The organism is Streptomyces sp. NPDC058469 (assembly GCF_042721125.1).
Taxonomy (GTDB): Bacteria; Actinomycetota; Actinomycetes; order Streptomycetales; family Streptomycetaceae; genus Streptomyces.
In genome coordinates, this window is the sequence record NZ_JBHXME010000025.1 from 50,671 (window position 1) to 76,696 (window position 26,026).

At 70.0% G+C, this 26,026-nt stretch carries 26 protein-coding genes; 8 read left to right on the forward strand and 18 right to left on the reverse strand.

From position 1 onward, the window contains the following. Positions 1-18: 18 nt before the first annotated feature. Positions 19-2,322, forward strand: coding sequence for a glycoside hydrolase family 3 N-terminal domain-containing protein (locus tag ACFWP5_RS14715; protein ID WP_384155083.1), 2,304 nt, complete (start codon positions 19-21; stop codon positions 2,320-2,322). A 22-nt stretch (positions 2,323-2,344) separates the two neighbouring features. Here ACFWP5_RS14715 and ACFWP5_RS14720 read toward each other — a convergent pair whose 3' ends face one another. The 5 genes from ACFWP5_RS14720 to tsaB are packed head-to-tail and all read right to left on the reverse strand — an operon-like array spanning position 2,345 to position 5,098. Continuing rightward, positions 2,345-2,521 (reverse strand): hypothetical protein, encoded by a 177-nt coding sequence (locus tag ACFWP5_RS14720; RefSeq protein WP_384155085.1) that lies wholly within the window; start codon positions 2,519-2,521, stop codon positions 2,345-2,347. Between the two features lie 52 nt (positions 2,522-2,573). Further along, positions 2,574-2,813, reverse strand: a complete 240-nt coding sequence (locus ACFWP5_RS14725; RefSeq protein WP_384155133.1) for a hypothetical protein — start codon at positions 2,811-2,813, stop codon at positions 2,574-2,576. Between the two features lie 14 nt (positions 2,814-2,827). Then, positions 2,828-3,928, reverse strand: coding sequence for a tRNA (adenosine(37)-N6)-threonylcarbamoyltransferase complex transferase subunit TsaD (gene tsaD, locus ACFWP5_RS14730; protein WP_384155087.1), 1,101 nt, complete (start codon positions 3,926-3,928; stop codon positions 2,828-2,830). Then, positions 3,921-4,415 (reverse strand): ribosomal protein S18-alanine N-acetyltransferase, encoded by a 495-nt coding sequence (gene rimI / locus ACFWP5_RS14735; protein WP_384155135.1) that lies wholly within the window; start codon positions 4,413-4,415, stop codon positions 3,921-3,923. Before rimI ends, tsaD begins: the two co-directional genes overlap by 8 nt. Positions 4,416-4,444: 29 nt before the next feature. Further along, complete coding sequence (tsaB, locus tag ACFWP5_RS14740; RefSeq protein ID WP_384155089.1) at positions 4,445-5,098, reverse strand: tRNA (adenosine(37)-N6)-threonylcarbamoyltransferase complex dimerization subunit type 1 TsaB; 654 nt, start codon at positions 5,096-5,098, stop codon at positions 4,445-4,447. Positions 5,099-5,257: 159 nt separating this feature from the next. Here tsaB and ACFWP5_RS14745 point away from each other — a divergent pair, with 159 nt between their 5' ends. Beyond that, entirely contained in the window at positions 5,258-5,818 is a 561-nt protein-coding gene (locus ACFWP5_RS14745; protein ID WP_384155091.1) for a hypothetical protein, read from the forward strand. 391 nt (positions 5,819-6,209) lie between these two features. Here ACFWP5_RS14745 and tsaE read toward each other — a convergent pair whose 3' ends face one another. From tsaE to ACFWP5_RS14795, 10 genes are all read right to left on the reverse strand, one after another. Beyond that, positions 6,210-6,731, reverse strand: coding sequence for a tRNA (adenosine(37)-N6)-threonylcarbamoyltransferase complex ATPase subunit type 1 TsaE (tsaE, locus tag ACFWP5_RS14750; RefSeq protein ID WP_384155093.1), 522 nt, complete (start codon positions 6,729-6,731; stop codon positions 6,210-6,212). Next, on the reverse strand, positions 6,697-7,935 hold the full coding sequence (locus tag ACFWP5_RS14755; RefSeq protein WP_384155095.1) for an alpha/beta fold hydrolase: 1,239 nt from the start codon (positions 7,933-7,935) through the stop codon (positions 6,697-6,699). Before ACFWP5_RS14755 ends, tsaE begins: the two co-directional genes overlap by 35 nt. Further along, on the reverse strand, positions 7,932-9,221 hold the full coding sequence (gene alr / locus ACFWP5_RS14760; RefSeq protein ID WP_384155097.1) for an alanine racemase: 1,290 nt from the start codon (positions 9,219-9,221) through the stop codon (positions 7,932-7,934). The genes ACFWP5_RS14755 and alr overlap by 4 nt, the downstream gene beginning before the upstream one ends. A 47-nt stretch (positions 9,222-9,268) precedes the next feature. Then, positions 9,269-10,168 carry a L,D-transpeptidase family protein gene (locus ACFWP5_RS14765; protein WP_384155099.1) on the reverse strand — a complete coding sequence of 300 codons (900 nt, stop codon included), beginning with the start codon at positions 10,166-10,168 and terminating at the stop codon, positions 9,269-9,271. 272 nt (positions 10,169-10,440) lie between these two features. Further along, entirely contained in the window at positions 10,441-11,877 is a 1,437-nt protein-coding gene (locus ACFWP5_RS14770) for an NAD(P)H-hydrate dehydratase (RefSeq protein ID WP_384155101.1), read from the reverse strand. A 237-nt stretch (positions 11,878-12,114) separates the two neighbouring features. Further along, the gene (locus ACFWP5_RS14775) at positions 12,115-12,486 is read right to left on the reverse strand and encodes a holo-ACP synthase (RefSeq protein WP_384155103.1); all 372 of its coding nucleotides are present in this window, start codon (positions 12,484-12,486) and stop codon (positions 12,115-12,117) included. Positions 12,487-12,624: 138 nt separating this feature from the next. After that, positions 12,625-14,415 (reverse strand): hypothetical protein, encoded by a 1,791-nt coding sequence (locus ACFWP5_RS14780; RefSeq protein WP_384155105.1) that lies wholly within the window; start codon positions 14,413-14,415, stop codon positions 12,625-12,627. Between the two features lie 32 nt (positions 14,416-14,447). Then, positions 14,448-14,999 carry an RICIN domain-containing protein gene (locus ACFWP5_RS14785; RefSeq protein ID WP_384155107.1) on the reverse strand — a complete coding sequence of 184 codons (552 nt, stop codon included), beginning with the start codon at positions 14,997-14,999 and terminating at the stop codon, positions 14,448-14,450. 104 nt (positions 15,000-15,103) lie between these two features. Continuing rightward, the gene (locus ACFWP5_RS14790; protein WP_384155109.1) at positions 15,104-17,755 is read right to left on the reverse strand and encodes a LuxR C-terminal-related transcriptional regulator; all 2,652 of its coding nucleotides are present in this window, start codon (positions 17,753-17,755) and stop codon (positions 15,104-15,106) included. Positions 17,756-17,919: 164 nt separating this feature from the next. Then, positions 17,920-18,330 carry a hypothetical protein gene (locus ACFWP5_RS14795; protein WP_384155111.1) on the reverse strand — a complete coding sequence of 137 codons (411 nt, stop codon included), beginning with the start codon at positions 18,328-18,330 and terminating at the stop codon, positions 17,920-17,922. Between the two features lie 336 nt (positions 18,331-18,666). Between ACFWP5_RS14795 and ACFWP5_RS14800 the strand changes: the two genes are divergently transcribed. Then, positions 18,667-19,011, forward strand: a complete 345-nt coding sequence (locus ACFWP5_RS14800; RefSeq protein ID WP_384155113.1) for a hypothetical protein — start codon at positions 18,667-18,669, stop codon at positions 19,009-19,011. Between the two features lie 7 nt (positions 19,012-19,018). Here ACFWP5_RS14800 and ACFWP5_RS14805 read toward each other — a convergent pair whose 3' ends face one another. Then, positions 19,019-19,441 carry an ATP-binding protein gene (locus tag ACFWP5_RS14805; RefSeq protein ID WP_384155115.1) on the reverse strand — a complete coding sequence of 141 codons (423 nt, stop codon included), beginning with the start codon at positions 19,439-19,441 and terminating at the stop codon, positions 19,019-19,021. Between the two features lie 175 nt (positions 19,442-19,616). Between ACFWP5_RS14805 and ACFWP5_RS14810 the strand changes: the two genes are divergently transcribed. Genes ACFWP5_RS14810 through ACFWP5_RS14820 form a run of 3 tightly spaced genes read left to right on the forward strand, consistent with a single transcriptional unit; the run spans position 19,617 to position 21,010 of the window. Beyond that, positions 19,617-20,453: a helix-turn-helix domain-containing protein gene (locus ACFWP5_RS14810; RefSeq protein ID WP_384155117.1), complete on the forward strand. Its 837-nt coding sequence runs from the start codon at positions 19,617-19,619 to the stop codon at positions 20,451-20,453. A gap of 8 nt (positions 20,454-20,461) precedes the next feature. Further along, positions 20,462-20,638 carry a DUF397 domain-containing protein gene (locus ACFWP5_RS14815; RefSeq protein ID WP_384155119.1) on the forward strand — a complete coding sequence of 59 codons (177 nt, stop codon included), beginning with the start codon at positions 20,462-20,464 and terminating at the stop codon, positions 20,636-20,638. A gap of 30 nt (positions 20,639-20,668) precedes the next feature. Beyond that, positions 20,669-21,010, forward strand: a complete 342-nt coding sequence (locus ACFWP5_RS14820; protein WP_384155137.1) for a DUF397 domain-containing protein — start codon at positions 20,669-20,671, stop codon at positions 21,008-21,010. On the opposite strand, the gene glmS is transcribed toward ACFWP5_RS14820, so the two are convergent. Next, complete coding sequence (glmS, locus tag ACFWP5_RS14825; protein ID WP_384155121.1) at positions 20,971-22,818, reverse strand: glutamine--fructose-6-phosphate transaminase (isomerizing); 1,848 nt, start codon at positions 22,816-22,818, stop codon at positions 20,971-20,973. The two genes, ACFWP5_RS14820 and glmS, sit on opposite strands and share 40 nt — an antisense overlap. Positions 22,819-23,069: 251 nt before the next feature. Between glmS and ACFWP5_RS14830 the strand changes: the two genes are divergently transcribed. Continuing rightward, entirely contained in the window at positions 23,070-23,342 is a 273-nt protein-coding gene (locus ACFWP5_RS14830; protein ID WP_384155123.1) for an SMI1/KNR4 family protein, read from the forward strand. Positions 23,343-23,517: 175 nt separating this feature from the next. Beyond that, complete coding sequence (coaA, locus tag ACFWP5_RS14835) at positions 23,518-24,486, forward strand: type I pantothenate kinase (protein ID WP_384155125.1); 969 nt, start codon at positions 23,518-23,520, stop codon at positions 24,484-24,486. A 61-nt stretch (positions 24,487-24,547) separates the two neighbouring features. Here the strand turns inward: coaA and glmM are convergent, their stop codons facing one another. Continuing rightward, positions 24,548-25,906: a phosphoglucosamine mutase gene (glmM, locus tag ACFWP5_RS14840; RefSeq protein WP_384155127.1), complete on the reverse strand. Its 1,359-nt coding sequence runs from the start codon at positions 25,904-25,906 to the stop codon at positions 24,548-24,550. Positions 25,907-26,026: the final 120 nt, after the last annotated feature.

The following is a 26,026-nucleotide window of genomic DNA, read 5'->3' on the forward strand; positions in this document are numbered from 1 at the left end:
TTTTCCGACAGGAGTTTCATGACCACCGCCCCCTGGCGCGACCCCGCCCTGCCCGCCGCCGCCCGCGTCGACGACCTGCTCGCCCGGATGACCCTGGAGGAGAAGACCGCCCAGCTCTACGGCGTCTGGGTGGGCGCCGCGACGGACGGCGACGGAGTCGCCCCGCTCCAGCGCGAGATGACCTCCGACTACGACTGGGACGAGCTGATCACCCGGGGGCTGGGCCAGCTCACCCGTTCCTTCGGTACGGCGCCGGTGGACCCGGAGTTGGGCGCGCAGGCGCTGTCCCGCGCGCAGCGCAGGATCGCGGCGGCGGGCCGCTTCGGCATCCCGGCGGTCGCCCACGAGGAGTGCCTGGCGGGCTTCACGGCGTGGGGTGCGACGGCGTACCCGGTGCCGCTGGCCTGGGGCGCCAGCTTCGACCCGGAGCTGGTCGAGGAGATGGCCCGGCACATCGGCGCCGACCTGCGCGCGGCCGGCGTCCACCAGGGCCTCGCCCCGGTCCTGGACGTCGTACGTGATCCGCGCTGGGGCCGGGTGGAGGAGACGATCGGCGAGGACCCGTACCTGGTCGGCACGATCGGTACGGCCTATGTCCGGGGCCTGGAGTCGGCCGGGATCATCGCGACGCTGAAGCACTTCGCCGGGTACGCGTCCTCGGTGGGCGCGCGGAACCTGGCCCCGGTGCGGGCCGGGGTACGGGAGTTCGCGGACGTGACCCTGCCGCCGTTCGAGATGGCGCTGCGGGAGGGCGGCGCACGCTCGGTGATGGCGGCGTACAACGAGACGGACGGCGTCCCGGCGTCGGCGGACCCCGCGCTGCTGACCCAACTCCTGCGCGAGGACTGGGGGTTCACGGGAACAGTCGTCGCCGACTACTTCGGCATCGGCTTCCTGGAGACGCTCCACCGGGTGGCGGGCAGCCCGGCACAGGCTGCGCAGGCGGCGCTGGAGGCGGGCATCGACGTAGAGCTTCCGACGCTGAAGTGCTACGGCAAACCGCTGGTGGAGGCGGTGCGGGCGGGTGAGATCCCGGAGTCGCTGGTCGACCGGGCGGCGCGTCGAGTGCTGTTGCAGAAGGCCGAGTTGGGACTCCTGGACGAGGACTGGTCTCCGGAGCCGACCGGGCGGATCGACCTGGACTCGACGGCGAACCGAGCCCTGGCCCGCCAACTGGCCGAGAAATCAGTGGTGTTGCTGGACAACCCGGACGGACTGCTGCCGCTGACGCCGGACGCGCGGATCGCGGTGGTGGGCCCGAGGGCGGCGGACGCGCTGGCGATGCTCGGCTGCTACTCCTTCCCGTCCCACGTGGGCACGCACCACCCCGAGGTGCCGATGGGCATCGAGATCCCCACGCTGTTGGAGTCCCTGCGGGCCGAACTCCCGGACGCCAAGGTGACGTTCGCGGAGGGGTGCGACGTCTCGGACCCGGACACCTCCGGTTTCGAGGAGGCGGTGGCGCGGGCGGCGGAGGCGGACGTGTGCGTGGCGGTACTCGGTGACCGGGCGGGCCTGTTCGGACGCGGCACGTCGGGCGAGGGCTGCGATGTGGCTGACCTCCAACTGCCCGGCGTACAAGCCGACTTGCTGGACGCACTGGTCTCGACGGGCGTCCCGGTGGTCCTGGTCCTGCTGACCGGCCGCCCTTACGCGCTGGGCCGTTGGCACGGCCGACTGGGCGCGGTGGTCCAGGCGTTCTTCCCGGGCGAGGAGGGCGGCCCGGCGGTGACGGGAGTCCTCTCCGGCCGAGTGAACCCGTCCGGCCGCCTCCCGGTGAGCGTCCCGCACGCCCCCGGCGGCCAACCGTGGACCTACCTCCAACCCCCGCTGGGCCTGGCCGACGAGGTCAGCAGCCTGGACCCGACCCCGCTGTACCCCTTCGGCCACGGCCGCTCGTACACGAGCTTCGCGTGGGAGGCGGCGGAGTCGCGGCCGGACCCGGAGATCACCACGGACGGCTCCTACGACCTGACCCTCACCGTCCGCAACACCGGCGACCGCACCGGCACGGAGGTCGTCCAGCTGTACCTGCACGACCCGGTGGCCTCGGTGACCCGCCCGGACGTCCGCCTGATCGCTTACCAGCGACTGGAGTTGACCCCCGGCGAGGCGTCCCGCGTGACCTTCCACTTCCACGCGGACCTGTCGGCGTTCACGAACCGCTCGGGACGCCGGGTGGTCGAACCGGGCGTACTGGAACTGAGGTTGGGGGCTTCGAGCGCGGACGTGCGGCACACGACGCGGCTGACGCTGACGGGTCCCGTGCGGGCGGTGGGGGCGGAGCGGCGGTTGCGGTGCGAGGTCGGCCTCGGTGAGTGACGCCCCCAGCCGTCCTCAGGCGCTACCTCCTGGCCTTACGCCGACTCGCCTGTATCAGTGTCCCCACGCCGAGCAGCGCGAACGCCATGACCAGGAACGTCACGACCTCCAGCAGCGGCGGCAACGCGTGATCGGTGAGGAGGGACGTGATCGTCATGGCCACGGCCATGAGACCGAAGGACAGGACCACACGCTTCAAGAAGAGCCTCCCGAGGGTCTGTGGCCGTGACCCTACTTCAGCAGAGCCGCTGCTACTCGTCCACCGACTCGAACCGCCACCGATGCACCGCCCGAGCCACCAACTCCCCACCAGGCTCAGGAAGTTCAGGCAGTTCGGCATCGTACTCCGCGTCCCACCACGTGATGACGAGAACCCGGTCCTGAGGCGCGCGCAGGAACTCCCGGCGCAACGGCTCGGCCGGGAGGGTCTGGGCCCGCGCCCAGGCGAGGAGTTCGGCCCCCCGCCCCGGGACCGCCCGCGCCTCCCACATCAACACGACCGTCGTCACGAGTACAGGTTCTCCTTGCTGACCTCGTGCACGTGATCGTGGGAGTGACCTGGCACATGCGGGTCCGTCACCGGCAGGGACGAGTCCGCCGAGAGATCCCAGTCCGAGGGGACCCGGTTCCGCGCCACCATCTCCGCGCCCAGGGCGGCGACCATCGCGCCGTTGTCCGTGCACAGCTTCGGGCGCGGGACGCGGAGGCGGATACCGGCCGCCTCGCAACGCTCCGCCGCCAGGGCCCGCAGGCGGGAGTTCGCGGCGACACCGCCGCCGATCATCAGATGGTCGACGCCCTCGTCCTTGCAGGCCCGCACGGCCTTGCGGGTCAGGACGTCGACGACGGCCTCCTGGAAGGACGCCGACACATCGCGCACCGGCACGTCCTCCCCCGCCGCCCGCTTCGCCTCGATCCAGCGGGCCACGGACGTCTTCAGCCCGGAGAAGGAGAAGTCGTACGCCGGGTCGCGCGGCCCGGTCAGTCCGCGCGGGAAGGTGATCGCGGTGGGGTCGCCCTCCTTCGCGTACCGGTCGATGACCGGCCCGCCCGGGAAGCCGAGGTTCAGGACGCGGGCGATCTTGTCGAAGGCCTCGCCCGCCGCGTCGTCGATCGTCGCGCCCAGCGGCCGTACGTCCGAGGTGATGTCCGAGGAGAGGAGGAGGGAGGAGTGACCGCCGGACACGAGCAGCGCCATCGTCGGTTCCGGCAGCGGGCCGTGTTCCAGCTGGTCCACACAGATGTGGGAGGCGAGGTGGTTCACGCCGTAGAGCGGCTTGCCGAGCGCGTAGGCGTACGCCTTCGCCGCCGAGACACCGACCAACAGCGCGCCGGCGAGGCCGGGCCCGGCCGTGACCGCGATGCCGTCGAGGTCCCGCGCGCTCACCCCCGCGTCCTTCAGCGCGCGCTGGATCGTCGGGACCATCGCCTCCAGGTGGGCGCGGGACGCCACTTCCGGTACGACCCCGCCGAAGCGGGCGTGCTCGTCGACGCTGGACGCGACCGCGTCCGCCAGGAGGGTGGTGCCGCGGACGATGCCGACGCCGGTCTCGTCGCAGGAGGTCTCGATGCCCAGGACGAGAGGCTCGTCGCGTGAGTCAGCCATTGATCTCGGTTCCTTGTACGGAAGTTGACGGGTCGGTCAGGCGCATCACCAGGGCGTCGACGTTGCCCGGCTGGTAGTAACCGCGCCGGAAACCGATCGGGGCGAAGCCGAAGCGCTCGTACAGCTTCTGCGCGCGAACGTTGTCGACGCGGCATTCGAGCATGACCTCGGCGCACTCGAACTCGCTTGCCGCGGTGAGGAGTTCGGTCAGCAGGGTGGAGCCGAGTCCGGTGCCCCAGTGGTCGCGGGCGACGGCGATGGTCTGGATGTCGGCTTGGTCGCCGGTGGTGGCGAGGCCCGCGTAGCCGATGACCCGGACGCCGCTGTCGGTCTCCTCACCGTCCACCTCGGCCACGAGGTACCGCCGGGTCGCCTCCGCCCCCCGCGCATGCGCCAGTTCGGACCAGAACATGCCCCGGGACCAGGCGTCCTCGGGGAAGAGGTCCTTCTCCAGTTCCAGCACGGGATCGATGTCCCACCAGCGCATCTCGCGCAGCCGAGGGCTCAGGGATTCGGTCACTTGGGGGTGACCACCTTGTAGTTCTTGGGCACCTGGGCGTCGGGGCGGCGCAGGTACAGCGGCCGGGGCGCGGGGAGTTCGACGCCCGCCGCGAGTCTCTCCGCGGCCAGCGAGGCGAGCGCGGCGGCGGACACGTGCTCCGGCTCGTGCGCGCTGGGGAAGGTGTCGGGGTAGAGCAGCGCGCCCGCGCCGACGGCGGGCAGCCCGGCCACCTGGTCGGCGATGTCGGCGGGCCGGTCGACCGCCGGGTCGGTCACCCTCGTACGGGAGTCGGCGTAGCGCGCCCAGTAGACCTCCTTGCGCCGCGCGTCGGTGGCCACGACGAAGGGGCCGTCGAGGTCGGCGGTGTAGGCGAGGCCGTCCAGGGTGCACACACCGTGCACGGGCACGCCGAGCGCGAGCCCGAAGGTGTCGGCGGTCATCAGCCCGACGCGCAGCCCGGTGTAGGGGCCGGGGCCGATGCCCACGACGATTCCCGTGACGGCGTCGAGCGTGAGCCCCGCGTCGGCGAGCACATGGTCGACGGCCGGGAGCAGCAGCTCACCGTGGCGTCGCGCGTCCACCTGACTCGACGAGGCGATGACGGCCTCGCCGTCGTGCAGGGCGACGGTGACAGCGGGGGTGGCGGTATCCAGAGCGAGCAAGAGCACGCAAACAGCCTACGGCTCCGGCGCCGCGAGCACGGCCGCCCCGGTCGGCCCGGTCCCGGCTGCTACGGTCACCTAGGGTCACCGGACTTACCGGACGTACGGGACCGTACGGGGCACCGTCACAGGACGTAGACGTATGAGACGCGGAGGTGGGCGCTGATGGCCGGCAGCAGCTCGGGAATCGTGGCCGGGCTCACCGTGGCGGCCGTCGCCACGGTCGGTTTCCTCGCCTATCAGGCGTCGGCGAGCGTCCCGGCCGGGCTGGGGAACACGGCCCGCGCGAGCGCCTCACCCGCGGCGGTCGCCGCCTCGAAGGCACCGCGCGACAAGAAGAACCCCGCCGCGCTGCCCGCCGGGTCCGGCAGGGGTGAGCGGGTCGTGTACTCGGTGGACGACGACCGGGTGTGGCTGGTCGCCGAGAACAACAAGGTCAACCGCACGTTCAAGGTCACCCCCGGCACGGTGGACCCGCCCACGGGCACCTTTCCGGTCACCTCCCGCTCGAACGCGATCACCGGCACCGACGGCACCCCCATCCAGCACGTCGTCCGCTTCACCAACGCGAACGGAGTCGCCATCGGCTTCAGCGCGGCGGTCAGCGGGGCGACGAACAAACCCGACCCCACGACGAAGTCGGGCGGCATCCGCGAGTCGATCGAGGACGGCGCGGCAATGTGGGAGTTCGCGACGATCGGCCAGTCGATCGTGGTGATCCGCTGAGCAGTCAACTGGGGTAGGGCAGCGCGCCCCCAAAGGGGCGCGGGGAACTGCGCGCCCAGCCCCCACCGACCCGCAGCCGAACGACTACGCAGCTTTACGCGACTCAACCGGCGGAGCCTCCGGCGCCGGAGGGGGCGTAGAAACAGCCCTCGCCGCAACCCCCGCCGCCAGCAACTCCCGCATGGACACCCCGGCAAAGGCATACGGCCGCGCCTGCTCGCGCTGGTTCTCTGAAGCCGACATGGACGCCTCCTGGGAGCCGGGGGCAGACGTAGTTAGGTAGACCTAACTACGAACTGGATACCATGTGACCACGCGCGAGTCCCCGAACGCAACATCTTGCCGACACCTTGTCGGAACCCACACCACTCGCACGACCCGCACCGCCCGGTCAGGCCCCGAGCACACCCAGTTCGACGGCGGCCCACCGCGCACCGAGCCCGGTGACGGTGACGTGCCGTACTTCATCCGTGGTGTCTCCGACGGCCCGGTGGATCACAACCGCCAACCGGTCATCCGTCAGCTCCTCGACCTTGCCCTCGCCCCACTCCACGACGATCACGGACTCGGGCAGCGAGACGTCGAGGTCGAGATCCTCCATGTCGTCGAGCCCGCCGCCCAGGCGATACGCGTCGACGTGCACGAGCGGCGGCCCGCCCCCCAGCGACGGATGCACCCGGGCGATCACGAAGGTCGGCGAGGTGACCGCCCCGCGGACCCCGAGCCCCTCACCCAGTCCCCGGGTCAGTGTCGTCTTGCCGGCGCCCAGCTCACCCGTGAGCATCACGAGGTCGCCCGCGCGCAGCAGCTTGGCGAGGCGGCGTCCCAACTCCCGCATCTGCTCGGGGGAGTTGACGGTGATCGCTACGGAGAGGGGCTCAGCCGCGTTGTGCGGTGCTGCTGGTGCTTCCATAGCCACTTACGGTAGCCCCTGCGGGCACGGCACCCGCGCGGGTGAGCAGGTCGGCGAGGCGGTCCGTTACCACTTCCGGGTGTTCCAGCATGACCAGGTGCCCGGCGTCCGGCACGAGCACCAGCTCGGCGTCCGGCAGCAGGTCGGCGATGGCCTCGCTGTGCTCGCTGGGCGTGACGAGATCGCCGATCCCGGCGAGCACGAGCACCGGCATGTCCTTGAAGTGGGTGAGGGCGGAGGTCTTGTCGTGGTCGGTGAACGCCGGGTAGAACTCGGCGACGACATCGATCGGCGTGCCCTCGATCATCCGCTCGGCGAACCGCGCGACCGCCGGATCGACGTCCCGCGAGGCGAACGAGTACCGCTTGATGATCCCGGCGAACAGATCGGCGGTGGCCCGCCGCCCCCGCTCCACCAGCGCGGCCTGCTGCCCGAGCGCCTTCAGTACGCCGGGCAGCACCCGCCGCACGGCGTTGACCCCGGCGACGGGCAGCCCGAAGTTGACCTCGCCGAGCCGCCCGGAGGACGTACCGACGAAGGCGGTGGCGACGACCCGGTCGCGGATCAGGTCGGGGTACTGGTCGGCGAGGGCCATCATCGTCATGCCGCCCATGGAGTGCCCGACGAGCACGATGAGCCCCTCGGGCACGGCCGCGTCGATCACGGCCTTCAGGTCGCGCCCCAACTGGTCGATGGTGAGCGGCATGTCGTCTTCCAGCTGCGCGACTCCGCGCGCGGAACGCCCATGACTCCGCTGGTCCCAGTGCACGGTCCGCACGACCCCGCGCAGGGCGGCCCGCTGGAAGTGCCAGGAGTCCTGGTTGAGGCAGTACCCGTGACTGAAGACGACGGTGACGGGGGCCGGCGCCTTCCGCCCGAAGAGCCGCCGCCGCTTCGGCGTGACGACGACATCCGGCTCGATGTCGTCGACCTCGTAGTACAGCTCGGTGCCGTCGTCGGCCTGTGCCGTACCGGGGGTGCCGCGCAGCGAGCCGTACGGTCCCGTCGAGTCGAGCGCGAGCCGGGCCCGCTCCCGCATGCCGCGCCCGACGGTCATCCGCTCTATGGCGACACCGGCCGCGGCACCGGCGGCGATCACACCTATCGCGGCACCGGCGATACCGGTGACCTTGCGCCAGTTCCCGGCCGCCCCCGTGGCGGCGGAGGCGACCGCGGCGACCGCCTCCGCACTGCTCTCGCTCACGTGCCGCTCCTCTTCACGTCAAGACCCTGCGCTACGTCGTCTCCCTCATACCCGGGGATGACCTCGGGAACGACCTTGGTGCCGTCCTCGGGACCGACCTCGTCAATGCCCTCACCGACGACCTCATTGACGTAGACGCGGGGAACGCGCGTTCCGATGCGGGTCACGATCTCGTAGGCGATGGTGCCGGCGGCCTGCGCCCAGTCCTCGGCGGTGGGCTCGCCATGGTCACCGGCCCCGAAGAGAATCGCCTCCGCCCCGGCCTCCGGCTCGTCCCCACCCAGGTCTACGACGAACTGGTCCATGGCGACCCGCCCCGCGACCGTCCGCCACTTCCCGCCGACGAGCACCGGCCCGGTACCGGAGGCGTGCCGCGGAATACCGTCCGCGTAACCGACGGGGATGAGGCCGAGGGTGGTCACGCCCGGGGTGACGTAGTGATGCCCGTAACTGACCCCGTGCCCGCCGGGCACCTGCTTCACGAGCGCGACGGACGCCTTCAGCGACATCACGGGCCGCAACCCGAAATCGTCCGGGGACCCCACCTCAGGACTGGGCGAGATGCCGTAGACGGCGATGCCGGTACGGACAAGGTCAAAGTGCGCGTCGGAACGGGTGAGCGTGGCAGGCGAGTTGGCGATATGCCGCACCTCAGCCCGCACGCCCCTCCCCTCCGCGTACGACACCATCTCGCGGAAGAGGGCGAGTTGAGCGTCGATGGAGGGATGCCCGGGTTCGTCGGCGCAGGCGAAATGAGACCAGAGCCCGGTAATACGGAGAAGCCCTTCGGTCTCCGCGCGCAGGGCGGCCCCGACGAGCTCGGCCCAGTCGTCCCCGGGCTGACACCCATTACGCCCGAGCCCGGTGTCGGCCTTGAGCTGCACGCGCGCGGGAAGCCCGACGGCACGAGCGGCCGCGGTGACCTCCTCCAGGGCCCACATCCCACTCACCGACACATCGAGATCGGCCTCGATGGCCTCCCGCCAGGGCCCGCCCGGGGTCCACAGCCAGCACATGATCCGCACGCCGTCGGGCAGCCCGGCACGGGCCCGCAGGTCAAGCGCCTCTTCGGGCGTGGCAGTGCCGAGCCAGGTGGCCCCCGCCTCCACGGCGGCACGCGCGCAGGGCACCGCCCCGTGGCCGTACGCGTCGGACTTCACGACGGCCATGAGGGCCGCGCCCGGCGCGAGGGCGCGCAGGGCCCGCACATTGGCCCGCAGGGCGCCCAGATCGATCTCGGCGCGGGCGCGCAACGGTGCGGTGGGCTGTGTCGCTGTCTCATTCATGGCACCCCCAGTGTCTCAGAGGGGACTGACACCCCCTCTGAGCCCTCCTAGTTTCCGGGCCGGTGCCCCCACACATACACACGGTCGCCCTTCTTGAGGACACCCCAGAGCTTGCGTGCGTCGGCCAGCCGCAGATTGACGCAGCCCCAGGAGCCGACAGTGGTGTAGATGCTGCCGTAGACGGCGTGGAAGGCGATGCCGCCGTCGAAGAACTGGGCATACGGCATAGGGCTGTTGTAGAGCGTCGACCAGTGGTTCTTGTGCTTCCAGTAGATCTTGTGCCACCCACCCCGGGTCACATGCCCGGTCCGCCCGCTGCGCATGGGCACAGGCCCGAAGACGACCTTCTTCCCCTTCTGCACCCAGGTGAGCTGCCGGTCGAGATCGACACAGGCGACGCGGTACTTGCTCACCGGACACTTCCGGGCGGCGTTCGGATTCTTCTTGGCGGCGAGGAGCTGCATACGCGCCCAGGTAACAGGCCCCGCGAACCCGATAGCGGGCTTGATGCCCTGCTTCTTTTGAAAGGCACGGATGGCCTTGCAGTCGGCGCGCGACTGCCTCCCGTCCACCTTCAGCTTCAGCCACCGTTCCACACCCCGCTGGTACGGCCCGGTCTGCTTGCTGCAGGTCACCTTCGCGACGGCGTCCGCGATCGGCACGTACTCGACGAGCGCGTAGGTCCCCACGGCGGCGTCCCGAGGCTCGACCCTGTCTTCTTCGGCGGTAGGCGTGTACACCCTCGGCGGGAGCGCCTGGTCGGGCGTGTCGATCTGCCACGGCTGATACGGCCCCGGCGGCACCCCCGGCACCAACTCACTCTCCGCGGGCCCCGCCGCCGGCGGCACCGGCCCGTCCGCCCAGGCACTACCGGCCCCGACGGGGAGGGCGATCACCGCGGTGAGCAGCACCGCGATACTTCTGTGCGCGATTCGTGTACTGATCATGCGATCAGAGAAACGTGACGGTACGACGGGAAGCGGGTGCCGCGCGGAGGGGTCACCCTTATTGACGAGCGCGAATGCGTGCGGCGCGGGCCGCGTCATCTTCAGCGCGGCCCGGCGCCACCTTCAGCGCAGCTCGGCGCCACCTTCAGCCCAGGCCGGCTGTACCCAGCCCGTCCGGCGTTTGAGGACGAGGCCCCTTCAGGGCCGAAGCGGGGTCTGGGGGCGCAGCCCCCAGGGATGGGACGGGTAGGGGCGGCGGGGGCGAAAGAAACTCAGTCCCGCACATCCCGCCAGGCAACCCGAACCGCCTCAGCCACATCATGCGCCCCCACCGGCGCCCCATCCGCAGCCAACCTCCCCGCCAACCCATGCAGATACGCCCCCACACTCCCCGCATCGAACGCCGACAACCCCGCCGCCAACAACGACCCGGCGAGCCCCGACAACACGTCCCCACTCCCCGCCGTAGCCAGCCACCCCGTCCCCGTCGAATTGACCCGCACCGCCCCACCCCCCGAGTCGGCGACAAGCGTGGTCGACCCCTTGAGCAACACGGTCGCCCCATACCGCCCCGCCAACTCCCGCACGGAATCCAACCGAGCCCCCTCAACATCCCCCCGCGGAACCCCGAGCAACGCAGCCGCCTCCCCCGCATGCGGAGTCATCAACGTCGGCGCGCCACGCCCCCGTACGGCATCCGGATCGGCCAACCGCAACCCGTCCGCGTCAATGAGCACAGGCACATCGGCAGTCACCACATCCGCCACAGTCGAGGCATCGTCGCCACCCCCAGGCCCGACAACCCAAGCCTGCACACGCCCAGCCTTGAGCGGCCCGCCCTCCGACACCAGCACCTCAGGAAACCGAGCGATCACCGCATCAGAGGCCGGCCCGACGTACCGCACGGCCCCCGCCCCACCCCGCAGCGCCCCGGCGACGGCAAGCACAGCCGCCCCCGGATACCGTCCGGACCCGGCGGCGATCCCCACGACCCCCCGCCGGTACTTGTCGCTCTCGGCCCCCGGCACGGGCAGCAACCGCGCCACATCCACATGCTGCAAAGCCTCCAACGCAGGCTCGTCAGGCAGCTCACTCCCCAGCCCGATATCAACGAGCCGCACGGCCCCGGCGTACTCCCGCGCGGGATCGATCAGCAACCCGGGCTTATGAGCCCCGAAGGTGACGGTGACATCGGCCCGCACGGCAGCCCCCCGCACCTCACCGCTGTCCGCATCGACCCCGCTGGGCAAATCAACCGCGACGACAACGCCCCGGGAATCCGAGGCAAGCCCAGCCAGCCGCGCAGCATCAGGCCGCAGCCCACCCCGCCCCCCGATCCCGACAATGCCGTCGACGACGAGATCGGCACGGAGGAGGAGCCCCTCGGCATCATTAGGCGCGACGGTACGCCCGCCCGCCCGCACCAACGCCGCAAGCCCACCCGCGTGAGCCCGCTCGGGCGCGAGCAGCACCGCCACGACACCGGCCCCCCGCCGGGCAAGCCGAGCCCCCGCGTACAGGGCATCGCCCCCGTTGTCCCCACTCCCCACCAGCAGCACGACCCGGCTGCCGTAGACCCGCCCCACCAACTGGGCGCAGGCGACGGCCAGTCCGGCCGCGGCGCGCTGCATGAGCGCGCCCTCGGGAAGCCGCGCCATCAGCCCCTGCTCGGCTGTCCTTACCGTCTCCACGCTGTACGCAGTACGCATACGGTCGAGTCTGCCCCGGAAGCGACCGAGACCGCACCCGGGCGGCCCACGATCAACGCACCGCGGCCAGTGACTGCCAAGGCCGAGCCATCCCCCGAACCCGCGGCCGCCGACGTCGGGCCCGCCCCACAGGGCCACCCGCACCCGACAACGAAACCCGCACGGGCGGTGCCGGTGGAAAACAAAACAAGGCCGAGGCGAAGCCGAGGCCGTGCAGCCGCCGCAGCCCTCGGCCCGTCACGCCTCCGCGATCACCACCGCCGAAGCCACCCCCGCGTCATGGCTCAACGAGACATGCCAAGACCGCACCCCCAACTCGGCCGCCCGAGCCGCGACAGTCCCCGTCACCCTCAACCGGGGCCGCCCGCTGTCCTCCACGTACACCTCGGCGTCCGTCCAGTGCAGCCCCGCCGGCGCCCCCAACGCCTTGGCCAACGCCTCCTTCGCGGCGAAGCGCGCGGCGAGGGAGGCGGGCCCTCGCCGCTCCCCACTCGGCAGCAGCAACTCGCTGTCCAGGAAAAGACGTTGGGCCAACCCGGGCGTACGCTCCAGGGACGCCGCGAACCGGTCGATCTCGGCCACGTCGATACCAACCCCGATGATGCTCATGCCGAGCACCCTACGACCGTGGCCTGCGCGGACCTGCTCGAACACCGCGAGGGGGTGGTGCGCGGCCCAGGCCACCCAACACCCCCAACCCCCCCTACCCGTTAACAAGCGCCTGAACGAGTAGTCGCCCCCCCCCATTTAACCCCAGACCAAAACCCCGTAGCGACCGGTCCGCGTCGGCGTGAAGGTCACCGAGACCGGGCCGCCGAATATGGGATCGGCGGCTTTGAACGCCACCGCGGAGCCGCGGCCCTGGACGAACGTCGACGGTGTGCTCGGATCGTCGCCCATGATGAACAGGCTGGCGGTCGAGATCACGCTTGCCTCGGTCAGACTGATGGTCACCGGCACACCCGCGGTCAGGTCCGTGTCCTGCACGGCGGCGGGCTGCGAGTCGTCCAGGTGGAACGTGTTGGACGACGCCGGCTGCAACGTCTGGAAGCCCGACGCGTACTCGACGTAGTAGGAAACGGCGCCGGCGAACTGGACTACCTGTGGGTAGTAGTCGCCCACCGGCCGCAGGTTCGAGTCGATCGCGACGAAATCGACCGCCTGGTTGAAGAAATCGCTACGTGCGAGGAGGTTCGGCGAAGTCTGCGCCCGATCGTCGTACACCTTGAGGTCGTAGTCGGCCGGCGCCAGCGGCCGCAGCGCGACCACGGACCACGAGTGGACCGCGGTGTTGAAGCCGAAGTTGTGCACCGGGGTAGGGGCGGTGGGAGATTGGCCCACACCGTCGAGCAATGGATTGCGGTACTGATAGTCGATCGTGTTCTGGTAGAGCGACCCCAGCGAGGAGTCGGACACGTCGAAACCATCCGCACCACGGCTGCTCCAGAACGACGCGAACGTGTTGTCGACGTGATGCGTGAGCGTGGCAAAGACGTTTCTGACGGGCTCAGTGTGGCGGTCCCAGAATTCGGTGGTGGTGCTGGGCAGGTCGGTGAGGTCCAGCAACGCACCGATGACCCGCGTCTCCGTCACATCACCATTGGCGACACCATTGGTGCCCCAGCTCGGAAACTCGTAGTCGGCCGAGGTTCCATTGCCGAACAGAAAGACCGAGGTGTGATTCATCGCCAGCGAGAAGAAGGTTGCCCACCCTTCGATCCATGCGCATACGGTTGTGCTGGCCGCGTTGGGAGGATGAGGGATGGGGCAACCCGCGGTCGACGGAAACGCGTCGTTGTAGAGGTCGTCCATCAGCGCGTGACCGATCTCGTGCATGACCTCCATCGGGGCGTCCGGAGTCGGGGTGAGCAGATGCACGATGTTGGCCGCCTGGTCGTACTCGTCCATCGCGTTGGTTCGGACATCCGGCCAGTCGATCTGCACCTGCCGACATGTGGTGTCCTTCGGATCCCAGCAGCTGCCGGAATGCGGCACCCCCAACCACGCGTCGTTGCCCACGTCGAATGCGTGAGCCGCCCGGTTGCCCGCTGTGTCGCCGGGGGCCGCGCCGCCGAAGTTCACCGTGCTGCCCGGCACCGGATTGGCACGGATCGGCGAACTCCAGTTGTAGACGCCCGTGCTGTTCTGCACCTGCCACGCGGCGTTCGCGGCCTTGACCGTGGTGTACAGCTGCGTGAACTGCGCGGCGCCGAAACAGATGTCGAAATTGCCCGCGGAGTTCGTGAGCCCGGCGATCAGCGCACCGGTGAGGTGATCCCGCACCTGGACCTGGATGTTCATCCCGTTGTGCCGCACACCGGCCTGGTCCGTGTAGCTCCAGTTGCCGACGGCGTGCGTGTCACAGGCCAACGGTGCCACTCGCTGTTGTGCGGGAAGTCCCGGACTCGGCACACCGCTCGTGACCTGCCAGGCCGGGCGTTTCGCCGCGGCGGACGATGCCGCTACGGCGGCCGGCCCACCGCCCGAGTCCGCCCGTCCGACCGCGGGGCTCACCAACGCGCACAGCACCGCCACCACGACAGTGACGATGGTTCTTCGCGCCCGCCTCATCAGTTGAACTGCCAGTACTGGTTGTACGCGGCCACCGAACCGCAGGTGAACTGGACGATCCCCGCCTTGTCGGACTGGCTTGACCCCGCGACGGCCATGCACTTGGCACTGTGGCGGGCCACGAGCTGGACCCCGTCGATACCGGCCGGCGCGGCCCGCAGCAGCCACTGCTGGTTGTTCGCCCTGGTGCAGCCGTACTGGTTCACCACGGCGTTGTTGTCGACGCTGTTCTCGCGGACGTCCGCGCACTTGCCGCTGTTGAGGTTGACGAGCAGGTAGTAGCCGCTGTCGGTGGGCTGGAGCGCCCACTGCTGGTTGCGGCCGTCGTTGCAGGAGTACTGCTCCAGTCCGTGGCCGTCGTCCGTGGCGGATTCCGGTACGTCCAGGCACTTGCCGCTGTTGTAGTTGGTCACCGTGTAGTAGGTCACCGCCTGCGGCTGAGCGGCGGCCGCACCGGCGCCGGCGGCGGAGAGCCCGACCAGGCTCAGGCCGAGCGCGGTCGTGACGGCGACGGCAACACGGCCGGGAGGTCTCACAGTTGTGTTGATCATGCCCATTGGGTCGTCCCCCGATGACTAGAACTGGGCGTTCCGGCGACAACGTTGCCGCCGTGGGCCAGCGTGCCCGCACCGACGTGACGGGGGATGAGTAACCGTTACTCAACTACCCATAGGGTCTGGGCGAGTTCGTGACGGGTAGTGACGCCGAGTTTGGCGTAGGCGTGCTGAAGGTGGTTGTCGACGGTGCGCACCGACAGGGCCAGCGTGTCGGCGATGTCCTTGCTGGCGCTGCCGGCGGCGGCGAGCAGGACGATCTCCCGTTCGCGGGCGGTGAGTTGGGCGGCGGCCCGGGCGGTGGCCAGCAGGGGCGTCCGGGCGCCCTCGCAGCGGGCCCGGAGCGCGGTGGCCCGCTGGGCGGCGGCGACGGCGCGGCGGGACCGGTCCGCCCTGCGCCAGGCGGCCGCGGCGGCGGTGGCCGCCTCGGCGGCGAGCAGATCCGCGCCTACGGCCTCGCAGGCGTCGGCGGCCCGGAGGAGCCGTTCGGGGTCGTCGGCGCCCAGCGCGGCGGCCAGTTGGGCCCGGGCGGGGGCGAGCGATCCGTCACACACCCCGGCGAGTACGGCCAGCCGACCGCCGACGTCCTCAGCTCCACCGAGCCGGGCGACATCGGTCAACAGCAGGGCCTCGCCGGTGACATGGCCGGTGCGGCGGGCGGAAGCAGCCGCGGCGGTGAGCACGGACCGCGCCCGCACCAACTGTCCCCGGGCGGCCAACAGCCAGGCCTCGCCCAGGAGTTCCTCCCCGGCGGACAGCAACCCCGGTTCCACGGGCGGCAGCTCGCGGTGCTCGGCGAGCGTCGCCTCGGCCGCGTCGAGGTCCCCCAGTACGGCCGCACACGCGGCGAGCCCGCCGAGCACCGGCCGTAGGGCCATCGCGTGGTCGATGCCGCGGGACACGGTGGCGGCCTCGGCCCACCAGCGGCGGGCGGTCGCCGGGTGCCCGGCCAGCCAGTGCGTACGGCCGAGGAGGACCGCCAGCCAGATCCGCACCCGGGAACCGGCCGCGGTGAGTTCGGCGTAGGCGGGCTCACCCACCCGGCAGACCTCGGCGGCCGGGACACCGGCTTCGGTGAGCGCGAGGACGAGCGGGATGCGCTGGAAGGCGGGGTGGGAGGCGAGGGCGCGTTCCTCGACCCGCCGGTGCGCGTCGTGGGCGCGCCGCGCCCAGGTGGTGGCCTCGGCGGTACGGCCCACCAGGGCCAGCGCGGCGGGCTTCATCCAGGCGCCGCGCAGCCAGGCGTTGACGTCGGGGGCGGCGCCGACGTCGGTCTCCAGGTCCTCCAGCAGGGCCAGCCCCTCGGCCGGCCGGCCACCGACGATCCGTAGGAATCCCTCGTTGATCGTGAGCTTGCGGCGGTCGGCCGGAGTGCTGATCCGTTCGCGGGCCGCGTCGTTGACGGCGAGCGCCTCGGCGACGGGGGCGTTGCTCCACAGCAGGTTCGTCGTCCGGACGAGGGCGACCGCGAGCCGTTCCTGTTCGTCGACGGCGAGGGCATCGGCCTCGGCGAGCGTCGCCTCGGCCTGGTGCCAACGGCCGAGCTCGAACTGGGCCTCGCCGAGCCGCAGTTCGGTGGCGGTGGTCCGGTGCTTCTGCGGCAGGGCTTCCAGCAGGGCGACGGTCCGGGGTAAGTCGTGGGCGTGGCGGGCGAGTACGGCGGCCTGGGTGAGGAGGGCCGGGTCGGCGGTGCCGGTCGCGGCCAGCCGCCAGGTGGCGATGTGCAGCAGGTCGCCGCGCCGACGGGCGCCGCGCGCCTGGACACGGGCGGCCTGGTCCAGGAGCAGGGCACGGCGGCGCAGCAACGGCAGACCGGCGCGCAGCACTTCGCCGTACAGCGGATGGGCCAGCGACACCGTCGTACGTCGTCGGTCCTGCGTGACGCGGATCAGCCCCGCCTGTTCCAGGGCCGCCGTCACCTGCGGCGGGGCGAGGGCTTCGGCATACGTCAAGGGCAACGGCTCGCACAGCGCGAGGAGTTCGAGTACGGGGCGCCCCGCGGGGTCGGCGGCGGCCAGCCGCGCGCCGATCATCTCGGTCAGCCGGGCGGTACCGGGCAGCCGGTCGTCGACGAGGTGCCAGATCTCCCCGTCCTCGGTCAGGTTCCCGGCGGCGAGGGCGCCGAGGACGAGTTCGCGCAGGTAGAGCACGTTGCCGCCGCTGGCGGCCGACAGCTCGTGCAGGGTTCTTCGGGCGACCGGTCTCCCGAGCGCGGCCTGCAACAACACCTCGACCTGCTCCGGGCTCAGCACGGTCAGATCGACCCGGTACACCGAGTCCCCGCCCCGCAACGCGGCGACGGCCTCCCCGTACGGCTCACCGGTGCGCACGGTGCCGATCAGCAGCAGCGCGCCGGTGTCCATCAACTGCCGCAGCAGTACGGCCGATGCGGCGTCCAGCAGATGCATGTCGTCGACGAACAGCACCCACTGCCGCCCGGGCCCGGAGGCCAACTCCCGTGCGACGGCGGCGAATCCGGCGACGGGATCGGACAAGTCGACCCCCACCGGCAGCAGATGGGCGATCGCCCCCAACGGCACGGCACCCGCGGCGACACTCGCGGTGGCCCGCCCGACCCGGAACCCGGCAGCCGCCGCCCGCTCCAGACACTCCTCCGCCAGCCGCGACTTGCCCACGCCCGCCGCTCCGCCGACGACGAATCCACGGCATCCCTGGTCCGCCAACGCGGCTGCGAAGTACTCCAACTCCGGCCCACGCCCCACCAACGGCCAACGCCCAGCCCAGTCCCGCATCCCGGCTCCCCCGTCCCCGGCGGCCTGCCATATGCCGCTCAGCAGCATCCCATCAGCTCGCGGGCCGTGGTTGGGGCTGGGTTTCGGGGCGGGGGGGCGGCTGCCGGAAATCCGGGGGTGTCCTGGGCGTCCCAGGTGCATCGGACGTCCCAAGTCTCACGGGGTCAGGCGGCGTCGAGGGCTCCGGTGATCTTGCGGACCATCTCCAGCATGACGGGGCTGGGCTCGCCCTTCTTGGGTCGGACAGCTGCTTCGAGGGCGACGAGAACGGTGCCGCGGAAGTTGTCGGCCTCGGCCGGGTCCTGCTTCTTGAGCAGGCTCATGGCGGTGGTGAGGGCCGGCAGCACCTGATCGGCGATCTCGGCCACGGACTTGCCGTTCAGGTTCGGGATCTTCGTGTTCTCGGCGAGCACGTACCCGACCGGACCGGTCGCCGAGGCCAGGGCGAGGCTGCCCTGAGTTGCGATCCGGTGCGGCGAGCCGGCGGCGGCACCGGCGGCGGCCGTGAGCGTGATGGCGCCGTACGCGGCGGTACGGAGGGTGAGCTTGTCCTGGTCGGTGAGGTTGATGCCCATGGTGTGCGCTCCTGGGATTCGTCAGCTTGGATTCGTCAGACCGTTACGGCCCCGGGTCGGGGCTCGCATCGCCTTCCTTCTGGACCAGAGCCTGCGCGCACCGGGTTTCACGACGCCCTCAGGCCGCTTTCAGCGGGCAGGGGACCATGAGATTCACTGAAACCGGGTCGAGAAAACGTGTATCGCCGTAGAAGGTGCGCACCTAGCCTGTGGGCCATGCATCAGGCCCGAAGGCGCGACCGGCGTCCCGCTCATCGCGCGGGAACGGGAGCGGGAACTGGAACACGGGCGGCCCAACACCAGGGTCCGGCCTTGGCAGTTGAGGGAGCAGATGTGGTGATCGTCGGCTACTTCTCGGGCAAGCAGAAGGACTTCGCCACGCTGATGGATGCGGCGGCGCGGGAGCTGAGGGAACGCGGTGCACGGGTCGTGGGCCGGATCGTGCAGCGGCGCGGGGTCTCGGACGGCGGTGCCAAGAAGATGGCGTTGCCCTATTCCTCGCGAACTCTTCTGACGTACGGGAAGGTTCGTGAGGTGGCGACGCTGTGCGAGCGGACGCACGCCGACGCGGCGGTCTTCGTGGGCTGCCTGACGCAACGTCAGCGCCGCGTGCTGACGGGGATGCTGGGCTGCCCCGCCGTAAGTCTCGCCGATGCCCTGACGTCCGAGGCATCCGGCTGAACTGCCCTTAAGCCGCGTCGAGTTCGCACCACACGTACTTGCCGCGGTTGCCGTTCCGGGCGAGGGGCTGCCACCCCCACTGCGCGGCACAGGCCTTCACAAGAGCCAACCCGCGCCCCTCCTCCTGCCCGTCGAGCAGCCGGTCGAACGTCCCCGGCGGCTCGGGCGGCCGGGGGTCCGCGTCCCAGGCCCCGATCCTGAGCACCCCGTCCGCCCACCGCACACGCAGCGCGGCGGGACCGTCGGTATGCCGTACGGCGTTGGAGACCAGCTCGGCGGCGACGAGTTCGGCGGTGTCGACGAGGCGGATGAGGCCGTGGATGGTGAGGATCAGCCGGAGGGTGCGGCGGCTGACCGTGACGGCGCGGGGGTCGTTGGGGACGTAGAGGGAGTACTCCCAGGGAGTGGGGTGCTTGTCGATTTCGGGCATGGTCAACTCCGTTGGGGTGTAGGGGAGTTCATGCGGTGGCTCTGCCACTGCCGTCGCGGCAGGACGGAGTGGTGCACTTCCGCACTGTGTGCGTTGCATCACCAACGGTAGGGATAACCTGTCATCCCATGCAAGCCGATCGCGTAATCTGCCCCCGAACGAGGAGGAGCAACCGATGGTCCTGAGGCGTGAACCAACGGCACGTCAGATGCGCCTGGGTATCGAGTTGCGCAGACTCCGCGAGGCGGCAGGATTCACCGCCGTCGAGGCAGCGGCCCTGCTCGGTACCGGTCGCGTCCAGATCAGCCACATCGAAACCGGGCTAACCGGCGTGAGCGACCAACGGCTCCGCCGCCTCGCGTCGCACTACGCCTGCACGGACGAGGAGTTCATCGACGCGCTGGTGGGGATGGCCACGGATCGGACGCGGGGGTGGTGGGAGGAGTACCGGGGTCTGTTGCCGACGCCGTTCCTCGACCTGTCCGAGCTGGAGTACCACGCCCGATTCCAACGCCACGTGGCCATCTTGTACGTGCCGGGGCTATTGCAGACGGAGGACTACACACGTGCGGTGTTCTCCTCCAGGCTTCCCGAACTCACCAACGAGGAAGTGGAGTTGCGCATCCAGCACCGGATGACACGTCAGAAGATCAACGTCCCGTACGAGGTGGTGCTCCATGAGGCGGCGCTACGAATCAAGGTCAGCAACCGCGACACCGCGAAGGCTCAACTCGCCCAACTCCTTGAGCTTTCCGAAGCGGACCACATCACCTTGCGCGTCATCCCTTTCGACGTGGACGACTTCGCCAAAGCCTCCAGCACGATGACCTATGTGGGTGGCCCCCTGCCCAAGCTGGACACAGTGGTACGTGACGCGCCCCACGGCTCGGTCTTCATCGATTCCGAGGCTCAACTCAACACCTACCGAAGGAGCTTCCGTAGAGTAGTGGCCGCGTCACTCGAACCCGAACAGTCGCGCAAGTTCATCCACAAGCTGACAAAGGAACTGTGAGGCATCGCATGGACAACTGGCGGAAGTCGTCCTACTCGGGCGAGGGCGACGGCAACGAGTGCGTGGAGATCGCGAACTCCCGCACCCACGTGGCGATCCGCGACTCCAAGGCCCCGGCCGGCCGCACCCTCACCATCCCGGCCGACGCGTTCACCATCTTCGTCGACACCCTGAAAACCTCATGACGGCCCCCACCAACTGGACGCTGTTGGCCAATCCCGTCAGCAGGCCCGAGCAGCCACACACAGCCGAGAAAGTGTGACACTTTCCCCAGAAGTGTCACACTTTTTCGGAGAGGTGGCCCAGCCGCACCGGATTCGCCAACAGCATCCAACTGGCGGAAGTCCTCCTACTCGGGCCCCGGCGACGACAACGAGTGCGTGGAGGTCGCAACAACGCTCGCCCGTATAGCCGTGAGCGACTCAAAGACCCCGGCCAGGACCACCCTCACGTTCCCGACCGGAGCCTTCACCCCCTTCGTGGAAGCCCTAAAGCCGACTCACTCCACCCGCTCCACTCACTCCACCGTCACCGACTTCGCCAGGTTCCGAGGCTGATCAACCTCATTCCCCCGAGCCGTGGCCAGCTCACAAGCGAACACCTGCAAGGGCACCGTCGCGACAAGCGGTTGCAGCAACGTCGGTGTGGCCGGGATGCGGATCAAGTGATCGGCGTACGGGACGACCGTCTCGTCCCCCTCCTCCGCGATCACGATCGTCATCGCACCCCGCGCCCGGATCTCCTGGATGTTGGACACGATCTTGTCGTGGATGACAGACCGCCCACGCGGCGACGGAACCACGACGACAACCGGCATCCCCTCCTCGATCAGAGCGATGGGCCCGTGCTTCAACTCCCCCGCCGCGAAGCCCTCGGCGTGCATGTACGCCAACTCCTTGAGCTTCAGGGCGCCTTCGAGAGCAACGGGATAACCGACATGCCGGCCCAGGAACAACACGGTGTTCTTCGACGCCACCGACCGCGCCAACTCCCGTACAGGCTCCATGGTTTCGAGCACCCGCTCGACCTCACCGGAGATCTGCGACAGGTCCCGGATGACGGCCTGGATCTCGTCGCCCCACTTCGTGCCCCGCACCTGACCGAGGTACAGCGCGACCAGATAACACGCGACCAGCTGCGTCAGAAACGCCTTCGTCGACGCTACGGCGACCTCCGGCCCGGCGTGCGTGTACAGCACGGCGTCCGACTCACGGGGAATCGTCGACCCGTTGGTGTTGCAGATCGCCAGGACTTTGGAGCCCTGCTCCCTCGCGTGCCGTAGGGCCATCAGCGTGTCCATCGTCTCGCCGGACTGGGAGATCGCGATCACCAACGACCGCGCGCCGAGGATCGGATCCCGGTACCGGAACTCGCTCGCCAGCTCCACCTCGCAGGGAATCCGGGTCCAGTGCTCGATGGCGTACTTGGCGATCAGGCCGGCATGGAAGGCCGTACCGCAGGCGACGATGACGACCTTGTCGATCTCCCGCAACTCATGGACGGGGATGCGGACTTCGTCCAGCGTCAACAAGCCCGCCACATCGATCCGCCCCAACAACGTGTCGGCGACCGCCTTCGGCTGCTCGGCGATCTCCTTGAGCATGAAGTAGTCGTAGCCGCCCTTCTCCGCGGCGGAGGCGTCCCAGTCGACGTGGTACGAACGGACCTCGGCCGGAGCCCCGTCGAACCCGGTGACGGTCACCCCGTCCCGGCGCAGCTCGACGACCTGGTCCTGCCCCAGCTCGATCGCGGAGCGCGTGTGGGCGATGAACGCGGCGACGTCGGAGGCGAGAAAGGCCTCCCCCTCCCCGACCCCGACGACGAGCGGCGAGTTCCGCCGCGCGCCCACGACCACATCCGGCTCGTCCGCGTGCACGGCGACCAGCGTGAACGCACCCTCAAGACGCCGGCACACCTGCCGCATCGCCTCCGCCAGGTCCGCGCACCCCGAGAACTCCTCGGCCAGCAGATGCGCGACCACCTCGGTGTCCGTGTCGGAGGCGAGAACATGCCCGCGCTCCGCCAACTCGGCCCGCAGACAGGCGAAGTTCTCGATGATGCCGTTGTGGACGACCGCCACGCGCCCCGCGTTGTCGAGGTGCGGGTGGGCGTTCGCGTCCGTCGGGCCGCCGTGCGTGGCCCAGCGCGTGTGCCCGATGCCCGTCGACCCCGCCGGCAGCGGGTGGTCGACCAGCTCCTTCTCCAGATTGACGAGTTTCCCGGCCTTCTTGGCCGCCGCCAGCCCGCCGTCCGCGAGCACGGCGACACCCGACGAGTCGTAACCCCGGTACTCCAGCCGCTTCAGCCCGGCCATCACCACATCAAGCGCCGACTGCGACCCCACGTATCCCACGATTCCGCACATGCGCCGCAGCCTAGGCGCCGAACCCCGCCCGAACACGGCACTTCGTGCCCGATTTCGGAAATTCCGGCCATGATCGAGCACGGCTTCGCCCGCGTGTCCCATGAAGCCTTCGCCGCTCGAAACGAACTCGCCAGGCATGCGGAATGATGTCCACCCTGCCACCCACACTGACACCGACACCCGCCCCGGAGAGCCCATGACCGACAACCCCAGGGTCGGGACCATGGTCCTGGTGACGGGCTGATGACCCGATGACACCTATCGAAGCAAGCCGACAGGTCATCGGCCTGGTCCGCGCCGACAAGGACAACGCACGGCACCACCACGGCTGCTCCCCCGACACCATCGCCCGTGCCGAGCGCGAGATGGGTCTCACGTTCCCGCCGTCGTACCGGCTCCTGATCGAGGAGTTCGGCACCTGGGAAGTACCGCCCACCGAGTTCCTCGACGGCGGACTCATGGAGAGGCTCGCGAACAGTTACGGAGAGTTCGCGCTCGCCGAGTGGCGACAGAAGCTGAACTGAACCAAGCAAAGCCACCCCGACCAGCACCACACCGCCCCGCCTCGCACCGCACCGCACCGCACCGGCCCCACACCTCCCTCCCCTCCCCACACCTCCCCGCCCCACGTGACGCACCCCACCCGCCACCCCGTTCAAACTCCGTTAACAATGGACTGTGATCTCTCCGGTCTCCCCGATGCCCCGGAGCGCCCACCGGCACAAGCCGGAGGCGACTCCCTACGTCGACCTCACCCGAGCCGAGTGGAGCGCGCTGCGCGACAAGACGCCGCTGCCGCTCACCGCCGAGGAGGTCGAGAAGCTGCGTGGCCTCGGTGATGTCATCGACCTCGACGAGGTGCGTGACATCTACCTCCCGCTGTCCAGACTCCTCAACCTCTACGTCGGCGCCACGGACGGCCTGAGAAACGCGCTGAACACCTTCCTGGGCGAACAGGGCTCCCAGTCCGGCACCCCGTTCGTCATAGGCGTCGCCGGCTCCGTGGCCGTAGGGAAGTCGACCGTCGCCCGGCTTCTCCAGGCGCTGTTGTCCCGCTGGCCCGAGCACCCCCGCGTCGAGCTGGTCACCACCGACGGGTTCCTACTGCCCACGCGGGAGTTGGAGGCGCGCGGGCTGATGTCGAGGAAGGGCTTCCCGGAGTCGTACGACCGTCGCGCGCTCACCCGCTTCGTCGCCGACATCAAGGCGGGCAAGGACGAGGTCACCGCACCCGTCTATTCGCATCTCATCTACGACATCGTGCCTGATCAGCGGCTTACCGTCCGCCGGCCCGACATCCTGATCGTCGAGGGGCTCAACGTGCTCCAGCCGGCGCTCCCCGGCAAGGACGGCCGTACCCGCGTCGGTCTCGCCGACTACTTCGACTTCAGTGTGTACGTCGACGCCCGGCCGGAGGACATCGAGCGCTGGTATCTGAACCGGTTCCGGCGGCTGCGCGAGACCGCCTTCCAGAACCCGTCCTCGTACTTCCGCAAGTACACGCAGGTCTCCGAGGAGGAGGCCCTCGACTACGCCCGCACCACCTGGCGCACCATCAACAAGGTCAACCTGCTGGAGAACGTGGCCCCGACCCGCGGCCGCGCCGCCCTCGTCGTCCGCAAGGGCCCCGACCACAAGGTCCAGCGGCTGAGTCTGCGCAAGCTGTGAGCACGACGAGAGCGGCCGGTCCGGAGATGTCTCCGGACCGGCCGCTCTCACCTCAACCCGCTTATCCCAGCGCCGACTTCACGGCATCCGCCAACCGCCCGGCCACCGACCGCGCCTGGTCGATGTCAGCGGCTTCCACCATCACCCGTACCAGCGGCTCGGTACCGGACGGACGCAGCAACACCCGCCCCGTGGAACCGAGTTCACGCTCCGCCTCGGCGACCGCCGCCGCCAGGTCGGCGGAGGAGCCGACCCGCGTGCGGTCCACGTCGGGCACGTTGATGAGCACCTGCGGCAGCCGCGTCATCACGGACGCGAGATCCTTGAGCGTACGACCCGTGTCGGCGACCCGCGCCGCCAGCATCAGGCCGGTCAACGTGCCGTCACCCGTGGTCGCGTGGTCCAGGATGATCACGTGCCCGGACTGCTCGCCGCCCAGCGCGTAGCCATGCTCCTTCATCTCCTCCAGGACGTAACGGTCACCGACCGCCGTCTGAATGAGCGTCAGGCCCTCGCGCTCCATGGCCAGTTTGAAGCCCAGGTTCGACATGACGGTCGCGACGACGGTGTCGGAGCGCAGTGCGGAACGCTCCCGCATCGCCAGCGCGATCACGGCCATGATCTGATCCCCGTCGACCTCTTCACCGGTGTGGTCCACGGCCAGGCAGCGGTCGGCGTCGCCGTCGTGCGCGATGCCGAAGTCGGCGCCGTGCTCGACGACGGCGGCCTTGAGCAGACCCAGGTGGGTCGAGCCGCAACCGTCGTTGATGTTCAGCCCGTTGGGGTCCGCGCCGATCGTGATGACCTCGGCGCCCGCCCGCGAGAAGGCCTCCGGGGAGACCCGGGCTGCGGCGCCGTGCGCCTCGTCGAGGACGATCTTCAGCCCGTCGAGCCGGTTCGGGAGCACGCCGATGAGGTGGGCGACGTACTGGTCGAAGCCCTCGCTGTAGTGCCGGACCCGGCCGACGCCCGAGCCGGTCGGGCGGTCCCAGGGGGCGCCGGTGCGGTGCTCGTCGTAGATCTTCTCGATCCGGTCCTCCAGCTCGTCGTCGAGCTTGTGCCCGCCGCGGGCGAGGAACTTCACGCCGTTGTCCGGCATGGCGTTGTGGCTCGCGGAGAGCATCACGCCGAGGTCGGCGCCCAGCACGCCGGTGAGATACGCCACCGCGGGGGTGGGCAGCACACCGACGAGCAGTACGTCCACGCCGGCACTGGCCAGGCCCGCGACCACGGCGGCCTCCAGGAACTCCCCGGACGCGCGCGGGTCCCGCCCGACCACGGCCGTCGCCCGGTGGCCCGCGAAGGTGCCCGCCTCGGCCAGCACATGCGCCGCCGCGACGGAGAGCCCGAGGGCCATCTCGGCCGTCAGATCCGCGTTGGCGACACCGCGCACGCCGTCCGTGCCGAAGAGTCGTCCCACTTGTCCTCCTGAGGAAGGCGAAAGTTCTGCAAGGCGAAAGTCCTGCATTCCAGGCACACGATGCCTGATCATCCGATCACACAAGCCTTTGAGCGTCTTGTGCCGTTATACGCCCCCGGC